This is a genomic window from Streptomyces sp. 147326 (assembly GCF_045000215.1).
Classification (GTDB): domain Bacteria; phylum Actinomycetota; class Actinomycetes; order Streptomycetales; family Streptomycetaceae; genus Streptomyces.
This window is the reverse complement of the sequence record NZ_CP134201.1, coordinates 8,620,989-8,639,737: the sequence shown is the minus strand read 5'-3', so window position 1 is coordinate 8,639,737 and position 18,749 is coordinate 8,620,989. Positions and strand designations below refer to the sequence as shown.

At 70.7% G+C, this 18,749-nt stretch carries 21 protein-coding genes; 13 read left to right on the top strand and 8 right to left on the bottom strand.

The window, feature by feature from the left end; genetic code table 11:
• Nucleotides 1–113: 113 nt before the first annotated feature.
• Nucleotides 114–683: a helix-turn-helix domain-containing protein gene (locus RIU97_RS40135; protein ID WP_404962437.1), complete on the top strand. Its 570-nt coding sequence runs from the start codon at nt 114–116 to the stop codon at nt 681–683.
• A gap of 63 nt (nt 684–746) precedes the next feature.
• Nucleotides 747–1,286 (top strand): rhodanese-like domain-containing protein, encoded by a 540-nt coding sequence (locus tag RIU97_RS40130; protein WP_404962436.1) that lies wholly within the window; start codon nt 747–749, stop codon nt 1,284–1,286.
• 55 nt (nt 1,287–1,341) lie between these two features.
• Here the strand turns inward: RIU97_RS40130 and RIU97_RS40125 are convergent, their stop codons facing one another.
• Nucleotides 1,342–2,628: an extracellular solute-binding protein gene (locus RIU97_RS40125; protein WP_404962434.1), complete on the bottom strand. Its 1,287-nt coding sequence runs from the start codon at nt 2,626–2,628 to the stop codon at nt 1,342–1,344.
• 675 nt (nt 2,629–3,303) lie between these two features.
• On the opposite strand from RIU97_RS40125, the gene RIU97_RS40120 reads away from it, so the two are divergent.
• The gene (locus RIU97_RS40120; protein WP_404962432.1) at nt 3,304–4,614 is read left to right on the top strand and encodes a hypothetical protein; all 1,311 of its coding nucleotides are present in this window, start codon (nt 3,304–3,306) and stop codon (nt 4,612–4,614) included.
• 605 nt (nt 4,615–5,219) lie between these two features.
• Here the strand turns inward: RIU97_RS40120 and RIU97_RS40115 are convergent.
• Nucleotides 5,220–6,446, bottom strand: a complete 1,227-nt coding sequence (locus RIU97_RS40115) for a hypothetical protein (protein WP_404962431.1) — start codon at nt 6,444–6,446, stop codon at nt 5,220–5,222.
• Nucleotides 6,447–7,043: 597 nt separating this feature from the next.
• Between RIU97_RS40115 and RIU97_RS40110 the strand changes: the two genes are divergently transcribed.
• The 6 genes from RIU97_RS40110 (at nt 7,044) to RIU97_RS40085 (ending at nt 11,236) form a co-directional block, all read left to right on the top strand.
• Nucleotides 7,044–7,568: a hypothetical protein gene (locus RIU97_RS40110; protein WP_404962429.1), complete on the top strand. Its 525-nt coding sequence runs from the start codon at nt 7,044–7,046 to the stop codon at nt 7,566–7,568.
• A gap of 62 nt (nt 7,569–7,630) precedes the next feature.
• On the top strand, nt 7,631–8,179 hold the full coding sequence (locus RIU97_RS40105) for a DUF3995 domain-containing protein (protein WP_404962428.1): 549 nt from the start codon (nt 7,631–7,633) through the stop codon (nt 8,177–8,179).
• A 691-nt stretch (nt 8,180–8,870) separates the two neighbouring features.
• Complete coding sequence (locus RIU97_RS40100) at nt 8,871–9,398, top strand: hypothetical protein (RefSeq protein ID WP_404962427.1); 528 nt, start codon at nt 8,871–8,873, stop codon at nt 9,396–9,398.
• Nucleotides 9,386–10,081 (top strand): hypothetical protein, encoded by a 696-nt coding sequence (locus RIU97_RS40095; RefSeq protein WP_404962425.1) that lies wholly within the window; start codon nt 9,386–9,388, stop codon nt 10,079–10,081. The genes RIU97_RS40100 and RIU97_RS40095 overlap by 13 nt, the downstream gene beginning before the upstream one ends.
• Before the next feature lie 298 nt (nt 10,082–10,379).
• Nucleotides 10,380–10,898 (top strand): pyridoxamine 5'-phosphate oxidase family protein, encoded by a 519-nt coding sequence (locus RIU97_RS40090; RefSeq protein ID WP_404962424.1) that lies wholly within the window; start codon nt 10,380–10,382, stop codon nt 10,896–10,898.
• 176 nt (nt 10,899–11,074) lie between these two features.
• Nucleotides 11,075–11,236, top strand: coding sequence for a hypothetical protein (locus RIU97_RS40085; protein ID WP_404962422.1), 162 nt, complete (start codon nt 11,075–11,077; stop codon nt 11,234–11,236).
• Nucleotides 11,237–12,136: 900 nt separating this feature from the next.
• Here the strand turns inward: RIU97_RS40085 and RIU97_RS40080 are convergent.
• The 3 genes from RIU97_RS40080 to RIU97_RS40070 all read right to left on the bottom strand — a co-directional run bounded on the left by RIU97_RS40080 (nt 12,137) and on the right by RIU97_RS40070 (nt 13,698).
• Entirely contained in the window at nt 12,137–12,262 is a 126-nt protein-coding gene (locus RIU97_RS40080) for a hypothetical protein (RefSeq protein WP_404962421.1), read from the bottom strand.
• 413 nt (nt 12,263–12,675) lie between these two features.
• Nucleotides 12,676–12,984: a hypothetical protein gene (locus RIU97_RS40075; RefSeq protein ID WP_404962419.1), complete on the bottom strand. Its 309-nt coding sequence runs from the start codon at nt 12,982–12,984 to the stop codon at nt 12,676–12,678.
• A 24-nt stretch (nt 12,985–13,008) separates the two neighbouring features.
• Nucleotides 13,009–13,698 carry a hypothetical protein gene (locus tag RIU97_RS40070; protein ID WP_404962417.1) on the bottom strand — a complete coding sequence of 230 codons (690 nt, stop codon included), beginning with the start codon at nt 13,696–13,698 and terminating at the stop codon, nt 13,009–13,011.
• A 421-nt stretch (nt 13,699–14,119) separates the two neighbouring features.
• On the opposite strand from RIU97_RS40070, the gene RIU97_RS40065 reads away from it, so the two are divergent.
• Nucleotides 14,120–14,575, top strand: a complete 456-nt coding sequence (locus RIU97_RS40065) for a hypothetical protein (protein ID WP_404962416.1) — start codon at nt 14,120–14,122, stop codon at nt 14,573–14,575.
• Between the two features lie 160 nt (nt 14,576–14,735).
• Here RIU97_RS40065 and RIU97_RS40060 read toward each other — a convergent pair whose 3' ends face one another.
• The 3 genes from RIU97_RS40060 to RIU97_RS40050 form a co-directional block, all read right to left on the bottom strand.
• Nucleotides 14,736–14,918 (bottom strand): hypothetical protein, encoded by a 183-nt coding sequence (locus RIU97_RS40060; RefSeq protein WP_404962414.1) that lies wholly within the window; start codon nt 14,916–14,918, stop codon nt 14,736–14,738.
• Between the two features lie 186 nt (nt 14,919–15,104).
• Nucleotides 15,105–15,596 carry a hypothetical protein gene (locus RIU97_RS40055; RefSeq protein ID WP_404962413.1) on the bottom strand — a complete coding sequence of 164 codons (492 nt, stop codon included), beginning with the start codon at nt 15,594–15,596 and terminating at the stop codon, nt 15,105–15,107.
• A gap of 356 nt (nt 15,597–15,952) precedes the next feature.
• A complete protein-coding gene (locus tag RIU97_RS40050; protein ID WP_404962411.1) occupies nt 15,953–16,225 on the bottom strand; it encodes a hypothetical protein in 273 nt (90 codons plus the stop codon).
• Nucleotides 16,226–16,745: 520 nt separating this feature from the next.
• Between RIU97_RS40050 and RIU97_RS40045 the strand changes: the two genes are divergently transcribed.
• The 3 genes from RIU97_RS40045 (at nt 16,746) to RIU97_RS40035 (ending at nt 18,460) form a co-directional block, all read left to right on the top strand.
• Nucleotides 16,746–17,081 carry a hypothetical protein gene (locus tag RIU97_RS40045; RefSeq protein ID WP_404962409.1) on the top strand — a complete coding sequence of 112 codons (336 nt, stop codon included), beginning with the start codon at nt 16,746–16,748 and terminating at the stop codon, nt 17,079–17,081.
• A 5-nt stretch (nt 17,082–17,086) separates the two neighbouring features.
• Nucleotides 17,087–17,440 (top strand): DUF6233 domain-containing protein, encoded by a 354-nt coding sequence (locus RIU97_RS40040; RefSeq protein WP_404962408.1) that lies wholly within the window; start codon nt 17,087–17,089, stop codon nt 17,438–17,440.
• Nucleotides 17,441–17,893: 453 nt separating this feature from the next.
• On the top strand, nt 17,894–18,460 hold the full coding sequence (locus RIU97_RS40035; protein WP_404962406.1) for a dihydrofolate reductase family protein: 567 nt from the start codon (nt 17,894–17,896) through the stop codon (nt 18,458–18,460).
• Nucleotides 18,461–18,749 lie beyond the last annotated feature (289 nt).

Below are 18,749 nucleotides of genomic sequence, written 5' to 3'. Positions count from 1 at the left end.
CCGTCGATAAGTGAGGTCAATAATTGACCACGCTTATGACGGGAGTGTTGCGGCAGTGCGAAACCTCGCCGGGGCGCCGGACCCGTGATCGGTGATGCGGTACGTTCACCTGCGTGTCTCGACCCGAACCCACGCCCGAGGCGATCGAGGTCGGACGGGTGATCCGGAGCTGCCGCAAACAGCGCGGCGTCTCCATGGCCGTCCTCGCCGCCCGCTCAGGCCTCTCCCAGCCCTTCCTCAGCCAGCTCGAACGCGGCCTCGCCACGCCCAGCCTCAGCTCGATCTACCGGATCGCCGAGGCACTCGACGTCACGCCGGGCACCTTCCTCCGACCGCCCGGCCGTCCGGGCACGGTCAGCCACGAGAGCGACCCGCAGGTGATCCGGGTGACCGAGACCGCGGGGCAGGTCGCGCAGGTGCTCATCCCCGGCGGCCGCAGCACGCTGATGGCGGCGTACGAGCACCACTTCGAGCGCGGCCAGGGCGAGCGCGGCTGGTTCGAGCACCCCGGCGAGGACTTCCTCTACGTCCTGGAGGGCGAGCTGGTCCTGGAACTCGAGGGCGAGGCACCGCTGACGCTGCGGGCCGGCCAGAGCGCCCACCACCGGGGCGAAGTCCCGCACCGATGTCGCCTGACGGGCCCGACCGCCGCCCGCACCCTCCTCGTCATCGCGAACGCCTAGGTGTATTGCCCCGGGCGGTCTTCGCGGGCGTACCCCCCTCCCCTGCCAAGGATCTGATCCGCCATGAGTGATTCCGCCGCCACACTGAGCGTCGGCGAGGCGCAGCCCCGCCTCGACGAGCTGACCGTCGTCGATGTCCGCACTCCCGCCGAGTTCGCGTCCGGCCACCTGCCGGACGCCGTCAACATCCCGCTCGACCGCATCGGGCGGGCGCTGCCGGAGCTCCGGGAGGCCGCCGGGCGCAAGCCCCTCCTCCTGGTGTGCTCCTCGGGCGCCCGCTCGGGCAACGCCACCGCCACCCTGGCCTCCCACGGCATCCCCGCGTCGAGCCTGAGCGGCGGCACCACGGCGTGGGCCGCCGAGGGCCACGGGCTGCAGTACCCGGCCGGCCGGCCGCGGGCCGTCTGGGCCATGGAGCGCCAGGTCCGCTTCACCGCGGGCGGCATCGTGCTGCTGGGCCTGGCCCTGGGCCTGTTCGTCCATCCGGCGTTCCAGCTGCTGGCCGCCGGGATCGCGGCCGGTCTGGTGTTCTCCGCTCTCACCAACACCTGCGGCATGGCGGTCGTACTCGGCAGACTGCCGTTCAACCAGCGGGGGAAGTAGCCCAGGAACTCCTGGAAGCCCCTGGGCACCGCGTCGGCGATCCGCCGGGAGGCCGTCAGTTCTTCTTGCCGGCCTCCACCGCCTTGGTCGCGATGTCCTCCAGAACGGCCGTCGGGTCCCCGCCCGGTTCCACGGCGCGTCCGATGTTGCGCTTGATCGTGTCGCTGACCGTCACCCACGACGGGTCGTTCACCGGGTAGAGCCGGGCGGTCCGCAGCGCGCTCAGGAAGTCCTCGTCGGTCTGGCTGAGGCCGCCGCCGGCCGGGGTGCGTGCGGCCGAGGCGGTGGACGGCAGCAGGTGGTAACGGCCGGCGAAGTCCGACAGGTTCTTGTCCTGGTAGACGAACTCCAGGAACTTGCCGATCTCGGCGCGCCTGTCGTTCTCCTTGAAGGCCACCATCCAGTCGGCCACACCCACGGTCGGCGGACTCTCCCCCGAGCCGAGCGAGTCCGACACCGGCATGGCGACGGTGCCGACGTCGATGCCCTTCTCGGCCGCCTGGTGGGCGAGCGAGGGGTAACCGTTGAGCATGCCGACCTCGCCGCGCAGGAAGGCGGCGAAGGCGTCGGCGCGGTTCAGCCGGGACGGCGGGGTGGGCCCGACGAGGCCGGGGGTCACCAGGTTGTCCTTAACCCACTGCCAGGTCCTGACGTTCTGCTCGGAGTCCAGGCTGTACTTGCCGCTGCTGTCGGCGTAGCCGCCGCCGTTGCTGAGCTCCCAGATCAACGCCTCGGCGTGCGCCTCCTCCGGGCCCAGGGGCATGGCGTACGGGTACTTCACGTCCTTGTCCTTGAGCGCCTTGGCGGCGGCTTTGAGTTCGGACCAGGTCTTGGGGGCCTTCTTGACGCCGGCCTTGGCGAAGAGCGCCTCGTTGTAGAACAGGAGACGGCTGCTCGCCACGAAGGGCAGTCCGTAGAGACGGCTGTTGACGGTCCCCGCCTCGGCGAGCGGCTGCAGGAAGTTCGCCTCGGCGCCGACCGAGAGGAGCTCTTCCGCGGAATAGAGCTTCCCCTGGGCCGCGTAGTCCGAATAGGAGCCCATGAGCGCCATGTCGGGCGCCTTGCCCGCCTTCACCATCCGGGAGACCTCGCGGTCGATGTCGGCCCACGGCACCAGCTGCACCTCGACCTTGACACCGGGGTTGGCGGCGGTGAAGTTGCCGGTCACCTTGTCCCAGTAGGCCTTGGAACTGGTGGCCGGGGTGTCGCCGTACTCGGCGGCCACCAGGCGGAGCGTTCCGCCGTCACCCGCGCCGTCGTCCGAACTGCCGCATCCGGACAGTGGTATCAGCAGGCCGAGCACGACCGCGGTGGCGGCCGCGCCGAAGATCTTTCGTCGCACGGGTGTGTTCCCCTGATGTCGCTCGGATGTCGCTGCTCATGGCACACCCGGCCGAGGGTGGGTGCCCTGCGGCCCGGTGGCCGGAATCATCTCCTGATGTGGGAGTGATTGATTCCACTCTCGGAGCAGGTGTGGCCGATGATCCAGTCGAGGGCTTTCCAACTTGTGGCTTCCGACATGCGGCGGGACCGTCCTACGCGCGTAGAGGCGCCGAAGGCCGGGTTGCCGCCGTCGCCGCCGAGGGCGAGGACGGCGGCCGGCACGGTCAGGCGCGCGGGCGGCGGCGCAGCAGCGGGTCGGACAGCGCGGGCGGCGCGCATCCGGCGTCCCGGGTGGACAGGTTGGTGCCCGCCGACACGATCTTGTCGATGCGGCCGGGGCCCGGACGGCCGGGTGTGAAGGGTGTGCTGTTGCGTGTGTCCTGACGGAATGGGCTCCCCTGCGGCTGGCGGGCGTACGTCGCCGACCCCAGCCGCCGCCCCTGACAGCCGGAGCCCTCACCCGCACCCCGCTCCGGCTGACCCACCGGGGATGGTGAGCCGACCCCCGCTCCCACTACTCCACGCGTGAAGGGCAAGGCGCCTGCACCCGTACCTGCCCCTCCGGACGTACCGCCGAGGAAGGCAGAGCAGCGACACTGGACGTTCCCAGTCCATGTCGCAGAGGGGACGCCGCATGCGGGCGCAGCAGACCGGTGACGAGCAGCGGAAAGGACCGCAGCGCCCGGGAGCCGCGCAGGCTGCGCGACTGTCCCGGTCCGGCGGCGCAACGACCGCGGAGTCGATGCCGCAACTCCAGCGTCTCGCCGGGAACGCGGTGGTGTCCCGCATCATCGAGGCACAGCGGCACGCGCGCACCGCGGAGCCGCCGTCGGGTCCCGCTCCCGTGGTCCAGCGCATGGAGCAGGAGGAACTGCACCAGCACCCGCCGGGCCCAGCACTGCGGGTACGGGGTCCCCGCAACTCCCGCGCGAGGGACCGCACACCGAACGCGCTGACGGCGGACGAATGGCAGAGTCTGCCGCAGGCCACCCGGGACGCCGGCAACAAGCAGCGCGTAGCCATCGACGCGGACCCGCAGACACTCCAGGAGACCGACCAGCTGCTCCACTACAACCTGGGCAACATCCGCAGGCTCGCGCCGGACGTTTCCCCGACGGCCGGACGCAATGATGTACTGGAGGGCATCGGCCGCGCCGACCCGCGCACCCTCGGCCACTGGAACCGCCAGGACGCACGCGACACACAACTCGGCCGTGACGCCCGAGCCACGCGCGACGCGTACACGGAGACTCCCGAGGACCGGCAGCAGCGCCACCGGACGGTGGAGGACACCCTGGCCGGCGCCGGCTCCCAGGACGCGATGGGCGACCTGCGCGCACTGCTGGAGCAGTTCGACGGCGTGGCCATCGGCGGCACCCACTCCGGGGCACGCATCTGGCAGTTCCTGTGCACGCACATGGAACAGATCCAGGCCGCCGGCGTGAGCACCCTCTACCTGGAGAGCATCCGCGACGACGGATACCAGTCACACGTCGACGCGTACCTCGCCGACGGGACGATGAGCCCCGAACTGCAGGCGTTCGTCGCGCGCTACGACAGCAACATGAACCTGGGCGCAACCGGACTGGGAGCGGTGCTGGAGGCCGCCCGGACCCACCACATCCGGGTCAAGGGCCTCGACGGCCGCCCGGCCCGCCGCCCCCCGATGTCGGCGACCGCCCTCTACCAGCGCGTCGCCGCCATGAACACCTACGCCACCCAGGCCGTCGTCGACGACCGGCGCCGCCCCTCGGCGACGGGCGGCTACCTCATGGAACTGGGCAGCGCCCACACCGGCATGTACGCGGGCCCGTCGCAGAACGCGTCGGTGCACGGGGCGGAGTTCCAGGCGGGCGAGGGCTTCCCCGGCGTGGACGACCTGCTGGGCATACCGGCGGTCGGCTACCAGGACGACGACCGTTTCCGCCGCCTGCCCAACTCCTGACGGCAGGCCCGGGCCGCGACAACAGCCGTCCCGGTACCGGTACCAGTACACCGATACCAACCGAGCCTCGCCCGGGCCGGGTTCACGCACTCGCAGCCATCCGCCCGAGGATCCGCCCCGGCGCTCGGGCGGTCGGCCGGCCTGCGGGGGCACCGCCGAACCCGCGCCAGGCCGCCGGGCTGCTGCTCCAGAGTGCGAGCCCGGTCACCGAGGTCGAGGGCGCGGACAACGCGGCCGCGGCGGGGCGCGGGGGTGGGCGCAGACGACGTGGCCGCCGGGGTAGTCGAAGCCGGGGCGGGAGCGGGGGTCTTGGCGGCGGCCGCGGTGATAGCGGCGACGGCCTGGTCCACGCCGACCCCAGCATGGTGGACGTCGGTCAGGATCCGGGCGACCTCGACACCGGCGGCATCGAGGCGGCCCATCGCGGCCGCGATGTCCGGCCACGTCGCAGACCCCAGGATCGCCTCACGCACCAGGCCCTCGGCATCGTGGTGCGCAGGAGGTCGGCCCATCGCTCGGTGCCCTGCACCGGGCTTGCTCAACGGATACCCCGGCGTGCCCTCTTGTCTCCGGTCCCTCCGGCCCGAGCCGCATTCACGGCGGATTCAGAGGCCGGCCTTGGCGAGGATGCGATCCATCTGGGCTCTTGGCAGGAGAGGGTTGGCCGCAGCATCATCGGCGACGCTTGGTTCGGGGTCCGTCAGCAGCAACTCCAGCAGGTCCGTCGGGATGTTGGGGTGTCGGGCCGTGCTGGCGCGCAGGAACGACTCGGCGCTGGCCGCGAGCCGCCGCAGCTCCGCAGGAGGGAGCTCGGGGTCCTTCAGCGCGAGGACGCGTACTCTCGGGTCCTGCTCCTCCACGAAGCCGCGCAGCGCGTGTCGCGGGAAGTTGGGGTGGTCCACCAGCATGGGGCGGACGCGGGAGAGGTCGCCGTGGGCGCGGAGCAGCCGCAGCAGGACCTGTGGCGGCGTGTCGGGCCGGTGGGCGGCCGCGCGGCGGACGGACACGTCCGGGTCGTCGTCCAGCTGCCGCCACGCCTGATCCGGCAGATCCCCGCTGGCCGCCACTTCTCGCCGGAACACCACATGCGGGCACTGCAGGTAGGTCAGCCGCTCGGCCAGCGGCGCGTTCCGCAGCCAACTCGGACTGTAGGGCGACCAGCGGAGTGCGAGGCCCGCGTCGTCGCTGCCGGCCTCGTCTTCGGCCTCCACCAGCGCGAGCAGCCGGTCGCGGGTCTCGGGGGCGGTGTGGCGGCTGTAGGCCACCGCGACGCGCACGTGCGGGTCCTCGCTGCCCTGCAGGTGGGTCACCATGTCGGCGGTCAGATGAGGGTTGCCGGCCACGGCGTGCAACACCGCCTCGTCCCCGGTCGCCAGCAGCCGCGCGAACTGGTCGAACGTCAGCGGGAGACGACGTGCGATGTTGGCCTGGACGGCCGGATCGGCGAGGCAGCGCTCGTGGTACTCGTCAGGGACGCCCGGGTGCTCGCTTCTGGTGGCTGCAGCACGCACCCCGGGGTCCGGGTCGGTGAGCAGCGCCAGTTGCACGGTGACCGGCCGGTCCCGCCAGGTGGCTGCGACCATCGCGCGCACCTTGGGATCGGAGGCGGTCACGAGTTCCGTCGGCACCCGGTTGTAGGCCTCGACCAGGTCCTCGATGCTCATCGGCACCCCGCGCTCCACCATGGTCCGGACGAAGCCCGCGTAGGCGTCGCGGATCGCCGGGTCGGGGTGCTCGGCGATCCTGCGGCGCATCGCCGGGGAGACCCGATGCCCGTGCAGGCTCACTGCCGTATAGCTGTCGCCGTGCGTCAGCAGGGCTTCGGTCACCACATCCGGCAGTTGTCCCTTGCGCGTATCCAGTCCGTGTCGGCCAGCGGCGTGCGCGGCCAAGCGCACCATGACTTCTGCTGGGGCGGCGGGGTTTCTCCCCAGCCCGGACAGGTGCGGCTGCTTGAGGTGGACCATGTGCCCACGCTATCCGGGCTGCCCGCTCAATCGGACAGCCCCTGTCCCCCTCTACGATGCCGCCGCAACGCCCGGGGGAAACCGGGCCTGCCCGCGGCCGGCCCGCGGCAGCGGTACGCCGACCACATCCCTGCCGCGCCGCCTGCCGGATGGCACACGCCGCATTCCCTCGCCGGCCCGGGAAGACAACGGCCCCGCCCGATACATGTGCACTGGGCGGGGCCGTCCGCGCCGCTCCGCAGTGGTTGTGACTGGCGTACTTGCTGCCGGGCGAAGAATCGGAGCATGAACAGCCGGGTGGCCGTTCCCTTTCTGTACTGGGCTCTCACACCGCCGCGTGCTTCGCCGGCCTCCCCCGCGCGGGGGAGGCGGATCACCTTCGAGTGCGAAGACATGAGAGGGGTGGCGGCGTGATCGTGAGCGTATGACGAGCACTCCTGATCCGAGGCAGGTGCCGGGCGCATGAATGCGACGGCAGTTCTGAACGCCCTCCGGCCGTGGGAGCCGGCGCGCCGCCCGGCCGTGATACCCATCAAATGGGCCTGGCCTGCGTACGCGTCCGCAACCCTGCAACTGATCTACGCGGGGCAGAAGGGCTACTACGCGGTCCAGGGACGTCTGGGCATTCCCGGCGGGCCGTCGGTACCCGCATCGCAGTACGCAGAAGTCTCCGATGTTGCGCTCGCGCAGTGGACGCTTGCCTCACTGGGTCTGCTCTCCGCCGTCATTGCGCTTGCCGCCGTACGCCCTTGGGGCGGCCTCGTTCCGCGCCCGCTGCTGCTCCTCGGGCTGTGGGGAACGGTCGTGCCGGCCGTCGCCGGCCAGATCCATGTGGCTGGCGAAGTCCTTTTCGCTTCCGGTCCTGCCGGGTGGTCAGGAGGGGCCGCCGTGCAGGGGTTTGCGGGTCTGGGTCTGTGGCTGGCCATGGCCTGGTTCTTCACCCGTCGGCGGGGGCATGGCGCTCCGGCTGCGGCGCGAACGGCGTGAGGCGAGGGATGAAAAAGGTGGCACGGGACGGTCGGCCGGGCATGGCCCGCACCATCGGGCCGGTGCGACGATGGGCTGCCTACGCGACGTGTGTCTGGTCCGTCGCCGGCTACGGAACGCTCAAACTCCATTGGGCACTGGGTGGCAGGGCACTCACCTCCAGTGCTCCGCTGCCGAGGTCGGCCCGTGAGGAGTTGTTCACGCAGTCCTCTGCCACGATCGCGGGGCACTGGATGTCGCTCGTCCTGGTCGTTCTGGGCGGCGTAGCGGCTCTGGCCACGGTCCGGCGGTGGGGGCATGTACTGCCACGCCGGCTCCTGACCGTGCCGATGTGGATCGTTGGGTGCCTCATGGTGTTGCGGGCGTGTGGCGCGCTGGGTTTCGGCTTCATCGGTGACGTCATGGTGTTGACGGGCAGCGTTCACGTGGGTCCGTCCGACGTGGAGATCGCGCGCCATCTGTCCCGTGTGGACCTGCTGCTCTGGTCCCCCTATTTTCTGGTCTGGGGTCTGCTGTGGGGTGCGACCGCATGGGCCACCCCGATGCGCCCGGCCCCGCCTCCCGCCGGAAAGCCCGGCTGGGCGTCCGGCAGGCCGAACGGTGGAGTATGAAGGGACCGGAGACGACTGCCCCAGCGGCCCCGTCGAGGAGGACGGCTGCAGCGATGCCCCGCCCGACGCTCCCTGTTCGCCTGCGCCTCGCTGCTCGCCTTCACGCACACCCCCGTCTGCCGTGAGATCGAGCGCACTCTGGCCGGCGTATTCACCCTGACCCGCTCCTGGGACCCCGCCGGGCGACCGGGCGCGCAGATCCTCACCTCTCCGGGTTCACCGCTCCCTCTCCAGAAGCGCGAGTACGCCTACGGCCCCGAAGGCCGGCTGACAGCCGTCACCGACCAGCGGGCGGGCCGCCGCTCGTTCACGCTGGACACCGCAGGGCGGGTCACCGCCGTCGACGCAGCCGGGTGGAGCGAGCACTACGCCTACGAGGAGGCGGGCCATCAGACCCACGCCTCCTGGCCGGACGCCCTGCCCGCCGCCGAGGCGCGAGGCGAGCGCAGCTACACCGGTACCCGCATCACCCCCGCCGGATCCGTCCGCTACGGGTACGACGCGCAGGACCGCGCCGTCCTGCGCCAGAAGACCCGCCTCGTCCGCAAACCGGACACCTGGCGCTACACCTGGGACGCCGAGGACCGCCTGACCGCGGTGACCACCTGCGACGGCGCCCGCTGGGCCGGCGCATCGCCAAGCAGCGCTTGTCACCCGGCGGGACGAGCATCGCCGAAGAGACCCTGTTCGCATGGGACTATTCCTCTTCGGCTACAGCTTCACCCCCCAGCTGGCCTCCGCCGAACGCGCCGGCACGAGCGCCGTTCCCCGCCTGCTGCGCCGCTCACTCGGCCCGCTCGTCCTGGGAGTTCTCCACGCAGTACTCCTGCACACCGGCGACATCCTCACGACGTACGCGGTGCTCGGCCTGGTCCTGATCGCCGCACGCAACTGCCCACCTGGCGCGGCACGGGGCGCCAGCCCGGCCGGGGCGCTGGACATCGACCACATGGTTCGCCTGGCGGAGGCGTGGGACAGCGGGGCCTTGGTGTGGACGGCGGCCCGGCGGGAGGCGTGCGCGAACGACCTCGGTCGACGACGTCGCCGCCCTGGTCGAAGAGTGGCTGGCTGGCCCGAACTCCGAGGCGAACGGCTACTTCAGCTACCAGGCCATCGAGCACGACCGGCCCGCCGTCCCGCACTGGCACACCGTCGGCTGCGGACTCGAGGCCGCCCCGACCCCGACCTGTACCTCCACCCCACCCCATGGCCCTGCTGAACCGGGCCATCGGCTACGCGACCGCGGACCGCCCCCGCGACGCCGCCTGCGGCGCCGTCCGCTCCTTCTACTGCTGGGCCGAGACCCCCGCAGCCGCCGGCGGGCCCGCCCTCGTCCCGGCCGGCACCGCGAAGTCGCTCCAGTTCCAGCGCGGCGGGAACTTCGCCGCAGGCCTGCCCGGCCGCGACCTCCTCACCCCCGACCAATGCCGCTGGCTCGCCCAAGCCGCCGACCGCTACCCCAGCACCCGCCGCGAAGGCCCCCACCGCGCCCGCGCCCTCGTTTACCTCTGCCTCAACCCCTACCTCTGGGCCCGGCACCACGAAGACGACATCCTGCGGCCCGGCCAGATCACCGCCATGCGCCTGACCGACCGCCACCGCGAGCAGCACCGCACCACCTGCGACGTCCCCCAGAAGCACGCCGCCTCCGACGCCACCCGCCTCCAGCCCGTCCACCACGACGCCGTACGCGCCATCAACGAATACCTCCCCCACCGCGCCACCACCCGCAACGACACCGGACACCTCTTCACCACCATCAACGGCCGCCCCCTCGAACCCCAATCCCTCATCCGCATCCTGCGCACCGTCGCCGCCACCCACCCCGACCTCGAAGAGACCGCCCCCAAACTGTCCGCCGACGCCGTAACCCACACACCCGCCGCGCAACCCTCGGTCTGACCGAGGGGAACGCGACGGTGGTCGCGGGAGCCGAGCCACGCGTCGGCCGCGCCCTCACGCTGCGCGGCCCGGCGTCCGCCCGCGCGAGCCGCCACCGCCACTTGGCCGCGCTGACCGACTGCTGACCAACGCGGTGGTGACCTGGACGACGCAGTACTACGGCCTGGCCATCACCCAGACGTGCGCCGAGGGCCGCGCGCGCTCGACAATGAGCTCCTGGCACACATCCCCCCCGGCCCCACAGCCAGAACGTGAACTTCTTCGGGAGGCCCAAGGCTGAGGTGTGGGATAATCGATCATGTCTGTGACCAACCCGTGGCTGGCTGGCCCGTCCCCGAAGAAGCGCCTCGACCGGGAGCGTCTGGAAGAACGAATACTCAACCTGCTCTCGTCGCAGAACATGTGCGTGATCGCGACGGCAGGCCCGGAGGGGCCGCTCGCAACGCCGGTGCGGTACTTCCACCTCGACTTCGCGGTGATGTTCAGTACGGCTCCAGCATCACCGAAGATGAGGAACCTCGCCGCCGACCCCCGGGTATCGGTGGGCATCTTCGCTCCGCTGGTCGGGCAGGCCAGCAGCCGAGGGGCTCAGGTCTTCGGGCAGGCGCGCGTACTGTCGGAGGACGACCCTGATTTCGAGCACTACTGGCCGGCTTTCCGCTGGCAGTCCGACCATGTCGAGCGGTCGCGTTCTCTCGACGAACCTCCGTCCGGACCTCTCGTCGTGGTCGAGGCCGAGCGGATCGTCTATACCGAGCACTGGTTGCGGCGCGAGGGTTTCGCGCCGCGTCAGTTCTGGACCAGGTCGGGCCGGTAGTCCGGCATTCTCTGGCCAGCCGGAGGGGCAGTCAGCAGCCTTGGCGGGTTCCTCAGCACAGGCCCGGGGACCCCGGGCCTGCGGGGCCGTTTCCACCGGTCGGCGTTGCGACGGTTCCGCCGTCGTGCCCGGTTCGCTCAGCTACCCAGCGGTTACTCGTCCGCTGGGGTCCGAGCTTGGAGCCCGAGGCCTACCCGGAGCACTACGGGCCCAGTGCCAAGTCCTTCGAGCAGCGCCTTGACGAGTACGTCGGACAGCGCTCCCTCGGCGCCCTCGCCCGCCCCGCAGACCCGGCACCCCTTCCTGCTCTCGGCGCTGACAAGGAGGCGGGGGCCTAGGCATGGATGGAGGCCTCGAAGGGATCGGCCTCCAGGCCCCGCAGGAGGCTGACGGCCAGCATCACCGCGATGGTTGGGGTAGCGCCGAGGTAAGCCCAAAAGCCGCCAGTTCTTGATCTTGGCGGGTGTGGTGGTCGGTCAGCTCAACGCAGGCTGGCAGCCGGGGGTGCGTTGACGCGGTTCTCGTCAGGGCAGCCGCGGCGAAGGAGTACCGGCGCGAGTCTTCGCCCGCGGCACCGGACCCGCCCACCCGCGGAGCGTGTGCTGTCGGCCCGGGGGCTGGGTTTACCGGAGGATGATCCTCCAGGGGCTGCCGTAAGGGGGCCCCCGTAGGTGGGGGCACTGGACATGCCGGTGACTTTATTGCCCTGCGGCGGGGGGCCATACCAGAATCCGATGCCGTCTTGGCCGCCATTCCCGCCCCCGGTCTGGAGTTCGTTGGTGCTGATGGTGGTGGTGTGGGGTGTGGTGGGGCGGCGATCGCGGTGGAGGACGCGGCGATGCCCGCTGCGGTCAAGGCGGTGGTGGCGGTGGGGAGGACGAGGCGCTGAGTGCGGGTGTGGGTGCGGGCCATCCGGGAGTGCTCCTTGTGATGGGGGATGGCGGGGCCGGCTGATGCCTGGGACCCATTGCTCCGACGGGAAAGGTCGGGTCAGTCGTGTAGTGCCTTTCCAGGGAGGTGGGCGGGCCGTCTGCCCTGCGTTGGCCCGTGTCTCCATTGAGCCCGAGCAGGCGAAGACCGTCACGCCGCTGAATATCGGGACTTGACAGTCCCCGCCGGAAGCCCCGAAAGATCAGAACGTCCACCTTCCGTAAAGCTTTAGCAGCATGTAGTGATGACTGCAGCTCACGGGCGGTGTGCCACTCGCTTCTCCGCGATCGTGTGCCGGATGTTCGGTGTCACCACCGCCGCCCGCCACTGCTGACACCGCCCGCTCCAACAACACCTACTTCCGCCGGGTCGAACGGCGCGCCCTCCTTCAGCAGCTGGTCCAGGTACCGCTTCAGCAGGTTGACGGCGTCCATCACGGGTCTCCGCTCCTTCGGCGTTGTCGCTCGATGAGCCGCTTTCGGGGGATCCCAGTGCGTGGATGAGCCTGGCGGGGCAGCCTGGACACCGTGGACGGGCCGGTGGGCCGGCCCGGTCGCGCGTTGCGGGAGGGGTCCCGGCCCCGTCGGCCCTACCGGCGTTGGGGGCCGTTGACGCGTTGAGCCAGGTAAAGCCCCGCTTGAACCCGAAGCACCTCGGCGACGGGGCGCCCCGGGGGGGCTGCCTACCCCGCAAGGTGGCCGCCCCCTCCCCTGCACGGAGCGAGCTGCCGGGTGCTCGACGCTGAGGCGCCAGGCCTCGCGCAGGACGCGGCGGGCCTCGTCTCGGGCCTTGCGGCCGGTGGCCGCGGCGGGCCTGGGTACGGGGAGACCGGCGAGGCGCGACCCGCCTACTGAAGGCGGTCCATCACCTTGGCGGCCCGCTCGGCGTCCGGCGCGGGCGGCACAAAGTGCAGCCCGGGGGCGGCAACACCGCGGCACAGCTGGTCCGTCCGCACGGGCAGCGGTGACCACCCCGGCGTACGCGCGAGGCTCACGTTCACCTTCGCCACGGTGGCGCTGTAGGCCCGGCCCGCGCCGCGCGCCTGCAGCGCGATGCCAGCGGGCCGGTGATCGGGCTGCACGTCCTCGGCGATGATGACGCCGTGGTTGCCGCGAACCCTCCATCCCGCCGGAGGGCCCTCGCGCTTCTCCACCACGTCGAAGTCTTCGTAGGCGGAGTACTAGGGGCAGCTGGCGATCTGGCCGCCGCCGACCGCTTGCGCCGTACAGCCTTGGGGGGCTTCAGCGAACGCGGCGCTGAGGTTGCCGTTGACGGTGGCGGTGTTGTTGTTGCCGGTCCCGGCAAAGGCGTCGCTGAGGTCGCCGTCCACGGTGGCCGTGTTCCGGTCACCTTGCGCGGCCTGAGCCAAGCTGCCGTCGCCGTCCACGGTCGCGGTGTTGCGGCTGCCGAACGTCGCGGTGGCGCTGCTGCCGTCGCCGTCCACGGTGGCGGTGTTGTCGTTGCCGATGCCTGCGGCGGCTTCGCTGTTGTCGCCGTCCACCGTGGCCGTGTTGTTGTCGCCGCGGCCCGCGAACCCCACGTTGTTGTCACCGGTGACCGTGACGGTGTTCCTGCTGCCGGCGAGTGTGAAGCCGGAGCTGTTCTCGCCGTGGACCTTGACCTTGTTCCGGTCACCGCCGACCGCGGAGGCGAAGCTCCCCGCCCCCCTGGCGATGGCCACCGGTCCGGTTGCGGTGCACTCAGCGGTGCCCATCTGCGCGACCACAGCGCCGTTGGCCGCAATGCAGATGTCGGGGGCCGCCCAAGCAGCCTGACATCCCAGTGCTGCAGAGCCCGCGGTGGCCACCGCGATCAGCACGGCGCGCACCGCGGTGCGCTTCAGCCCTCTTCGCCTTACTCGCATGTCCACGCCCACCTTCGGCATTCGATCTGATTTTCACCAGTACGCACCTTTCGCGGAATTTCCTGCCACGGCGGAGGAGGGCGAAGCGACACGTGGACCGGGCCGGACAGAACCTCCGGATAGAGCAGCCTCATCCACCGCGATCGGCTTCTGCCTCGCGTGGCGTGCGGGTGACTTCGCCTGTACTGCTTTCGGTGGGTCCCGGTACGCGGGCGGGCCTGTCTGTGCAGCCTTGAGGTCGCGGGTCCGGCCGGTGGGCCGGGCCGGGTCGCGGGTTGCGGGAGGGGTTGGTGGTCGTGGACAGGCTGCTGAAGGCGTTGCGGGCCACGCACGCGGGGTCGGTGGGGGTACTGCTGGCCGACGGAGGTGAGCCGGGCCCGGTCTACTTCGACGTGGGCAGCGGGTCGCACGTACCGTCGTCGACGGAGTGGCACGTCTACGACGGCCGATTCGGCCGGCCCCCGGGCCGCACTCCTGCGGGGCAGTCGCTCGTGCGGGTGGCGGGGGATGGCCGAGTACCCGCCCCGACTGGACCACCCTCCCCAACGACAAGCCCCTGTACGAGGCGGACGTCGACCTCGCCGTGCCGATCGCGGACTGCGACGCGCACCTGTCGGTGATCCGGTACGCGGCCGTCCAACTGCCCGCGGACCTCACCGCGCCCCTCAGCGAACTCGTGCGCCAGCTCGACGGTCTGGCCTCCGAGGAGCCGCTGGTCGCGTTGAAGGCCCTGGCCGACCTGCGGTACGTCATCACCCAGGTCGGCGAGGACGCCGCCTACGAGCTCGCCGCCGCGGATGTACCGATCGGGGAGGTGGCGACCGCGCTCGGCACCAGCGAGGCCGCAGCCCGCAGCTACCTCGGGAGCTACCTCCACCCCTGACCCGCACACCCCAGCGGATGAGTTCGCAGGCGGTGGCCGGGTTCGGGTCCTCTCGGCGTTGCTGTACCTGGCCGCCGGAGGCGCACGAGGAGTGGCAGGCCGCGGAGGACTGCCCTGGCGCCACCGTCTCCTACGAGACCGCGCCGTAGCGGCTCGAGTTTCAGGCCAGCCGGGAGCCGATGCGTAAGCGCATCTCCCCAGCGGCATGGCGAACCTTCTCGGGCTGCGCGTCATCGTCGAGTACCCCGAGGAGAACCATCAGAGCCCTTGCCTCGTCCCCGCTGATCAGCTTCAGGCGCGGCTCGGTGACCCCGTCGAGGAGCACGTCCAGCATCTCGTCCATGCCCGGATCAACGTCGGACCGCCCCGTCGCGTCACCCTGGCTGATCGGGCGCTGCGGGTCCGGTTCGGGTGGGGGCGGCATCCGGGCCGGCAGAGCAGACCAAAGCCCCTGGTGCCCGACGGGCACGGCAGGGGCTGATCAGCTGCATGAACGTTTCATCGTGTGAACCGCTACCGGCACGGGGAGCTACGGAGTCTCCGTCGTCAGGATGAAGGGGGCGGTGTCCGCGGTCTCCGTCTCGGCGCCCGGGGTCTCCGTCGTCGGCGTCTCCGTGGTCGGGGTTTCCGTCTTCGGGGTCTCCGTCGTCGGCGTCTCCGTCTTCGGGGTTTCCGTGGTCGGGGTCTCCGTCTTCGGGGTTTCCGTGGTGGGGGCGGGCTTTTCGGGCTTGTGCTCGCAGTACACCGTGCCCTTGTAGAACTTGCAGCCCGGCATGTTCTTGACGTCCTTGATCTTGCCGTGCTTCTTGCCGTGCTTCTTGCCCTTGTTGCCCCGGTTGTCCTTCTTGCCCTTGCTCCCATGACCGCTCTTCGCATGGTCGGCGACCAGCGTGACCGCCTCGCTGACCTGCGGCTTGGCCGGCGCAGCGAATGCACTGGTGGGCAGCAGCACGCCTCCCCCGACAATCGCGGCCGAGACGGCGAACATCGAGAAACGCTGCTTCCGAGAAGTGCGAGCCATGAGAATTACTCCAGTAAAAGGGGGGTGGGGGAGGTTTCGAAGGACGACCGCTGTGGTGAAATGTCTGATTTGTCCTTCTGCTAAAAGACTGACCTCCGGACTTCACGACACTGTCCGCCGACTGTCACAGGCACGTGACAGGCCCCCCGTACGGGCGGCGCGGGTGCGGCACCACGCGAGGGCGAGGGCCCGCCGCGCAGCGCCAGGGAGGGCAGGTGCCAGGCGAACGAGGCCATGCCCACGTTGCGGCTCCGCCCCAGCCTCAGGGCCGCCGCGGCGAAGGAGTACAGGCACGAGTCTTCGCCCGTGGCGCCGGACACGCCCACCCTCGGAGCGTGTGCTGCCGGCTCCCGGGTTTACCGGAGGATGACCCTCCAGGGGCTGCCGTAGGCGTGGCCCCCCGTGGGGGCACTGGACATGCCGGTGACTTTATTGCCCTGGGGCGGGGGCCCGTAGGGGCTCCCCACAAAGCGCCCCTCACGTCCATTGCCGCCCGGGGATCCGCTGACGGTGGTGGCGTGGGGTGCGGTGGGGGCGGCGATCGCGGTGGAGGACATGGCGATGCCCGCTGCGGTCAGGGCGGTCGTGGCGGTGAAAATTACCGGACGTCGGCTACGGCTGCGGATCATGGCGCTTCTCCTTGGGGACTGAGCGGCTCGATCGGAAGGGGCCCCTTTTCTGCCTGGGCGGTGTCTCCATTGAGCCCCGCGCAGCCGACCCGCGTCATGCCGCTGGATGTCGCGGCTTGATACGGCCACTGAGGCCAGAAGGACGGGCGTCGGGTGTTGGGCGGGCGCACCACCAACAAGCCGTCGCGGTACTCGACGACGCGCTCGGGCTCCCCGCCGGGCGCGGCCACGGCCCGGTGGCGCAGCTCGGATGCGCCCGGCCAGTCAGGGGCTCACATCGCCAGTGGGGGTGGGAGCCGATCAGGCAGGAAGGCCGCGTGTCAGCTCGCTTCGGAGCTCGGCCGCCCCCGCGCCGACTGCAGGGCCAGGCGGTTGTAGATGGGATCTGCCGCTGCTTGAGCCGGATCAGATCCCCTGGGAAACGTTTTTCGGCCATGGCGGCTTGATTGAATCAATGTTCGATTTTCGGAGCTCGCGTGGCGTGTGGCTGTATTAATTCGAACAGACGTACGATGTCGTCATGTTCTTCAACTTCCCTCCCCGTCTCCGGGCCCTGCAGGCACAGCTCCACCGCGTCCGCGCCGAGCACACCGCCCTGTGCGCCACCCTGCCCTGGTCGACGGAACCCCTCCCCGGCTGGACCACCCAGGAGAGCCGTTACTCCTCCCGCGGCGACGTACCGCCGAGCCCCGGCTACACCCCCGAGCAGCAGGTACTGCTGGACCGGCTGGCGCGTCGGCTACGGCGGCTGACCGGCGTCGTGATGACGGACGCGTTCTGGCAGAGCGTCGAGCGCGAGAAGGTCGTGGCCGCCCGGATGGCGCTCGAGCGGGCTCACGAGCCGACTGCGGGGTAGCCGCCGTGGCCGGGCGTGATCCGCGCGCGCTCTTCCCGCCGGATCTGGCCCGGCTGGAGGTAGTGGAGCAGCAGCTCCACGCGCTCCTCGTCGAAGTCCGCACGCTGATCGCCGAGGCCCGCCGCGACCAGCGCCTCGCCGAGACCGAGCACCGGCCCGTGCCAGAGGTCGAGTGGCGGATCCAGTACGGCATCGGCGCGGTACGCCGGCCCGTGATGGTGCACACGGGTGACTGCTCCACGGCCATGGCGCGCTCCCGCCCCGCCACCCGCGAACAGGCTGTCCAGGCCCTCGCCCAGGGGGTGGAGGCCTGCCCGATCTGCCGGGCCGACTCCGCGCTGGGGATGCTGGAAGCCTGAACCGACCGACCGTCCGTGATCCGGCTGCCCGACCAAAAATGGAACACAGGCGAGGCGGGTAGGTTCCCTGGTGCGGGGTGCGGCCTGGCCATCCAGGCCGCGACGGGGCCGCACCCCGCGCAGCCCTCTCCACTTCCGCACCCACCTGGTGGTACACCGCACCGTCTTCCGCTGGTGCCGCAGGGTCTCGCCGCTCGTGACATGTCGATCTTGCGTGACCTGGGCGTTCTTGGCTGCCTCACGGCCTTGTCATCCGTGATCAGTCTCAAATCCGTGGTATTTCCTCGCGAGGGCAAGGGCGAGGCCGAGATCAGGCGGCTTGTCCGAGTCGGCCGAGTACATCACGCTGAGCCCCGGGCACGAGGGCCACCGGCGAGCCCAGATCGCGCACCGATGAGTTTCCCGCGCCGCGCTCGTCTATACGCCGGACACCCACGAACGGAAAGCTGAGCCATGCGGAAACTGATCTACGGCATGAACCTGACCCTGGACGGCTACATCGCCGCGCCCGGCGACGACATCGGCTGGAGCGGACCGCCGAGCGACGAGCTGTTCCAGTGGTGGCTCGAGCACGAGCAGGCGAGTGGCCGGTCGCTGTATGGGCGCAAGCTGTGGGAGACGATGAGCTCCTACTGGCCGACCGGCGACCAGCAGCCCGACGCCACCCCGGCGGAGATCGAGTTCGCGCGGAACTGGCGGGACACGCCGAAGGTGGTGTTCTCCTCGACGATCGACAAGGTCGACGGGAACACCCGCCTGGTCACCGGCGACGCGATCGCCGAGATCTCCCGGCTCAAGGCCGAGGATGGCGGCCCGATGAACATCGGCGGCGCAACGCTCGCCGGGGCGGCCATGCGCGCCGGGCTGATCGACGAGTACGCGATCGCCGCCCATCCGGTCCTGGTGGGCAGCGGCACGCCGTTCTTCACCGCGCTGGACAGCTGGGTGAACCTGAACCTGGTGGAGACGCGGACGTTTCCCGGCGGCGTGGTCCTGACCAGGTACGAGACGAGGCGCTGAGCAGCAGCACCCACACGCTGGTCTCACGGTGATGTCGTATACGACATCGGTACGACACGGCCCGTGAGATTGCGACATCAGCCGCGAGACCCTACAGGTGCGACCTTGGGTTCAGGTGCCCAGGCGGAAGGCCGACGGCGACCCATCTGGAGCGGCGCCATCTCGTTCGGCCTGGTCACGGTCGTGTGCAAGGTGTCGTCTGCAAGGTCTGCAAGGTGTGGCCCGCGACCGAGTCGCACGACGTCGCTTTCCGGCAGGCGACACCGCGAGGCTGTCCCGGTCGGGCGGG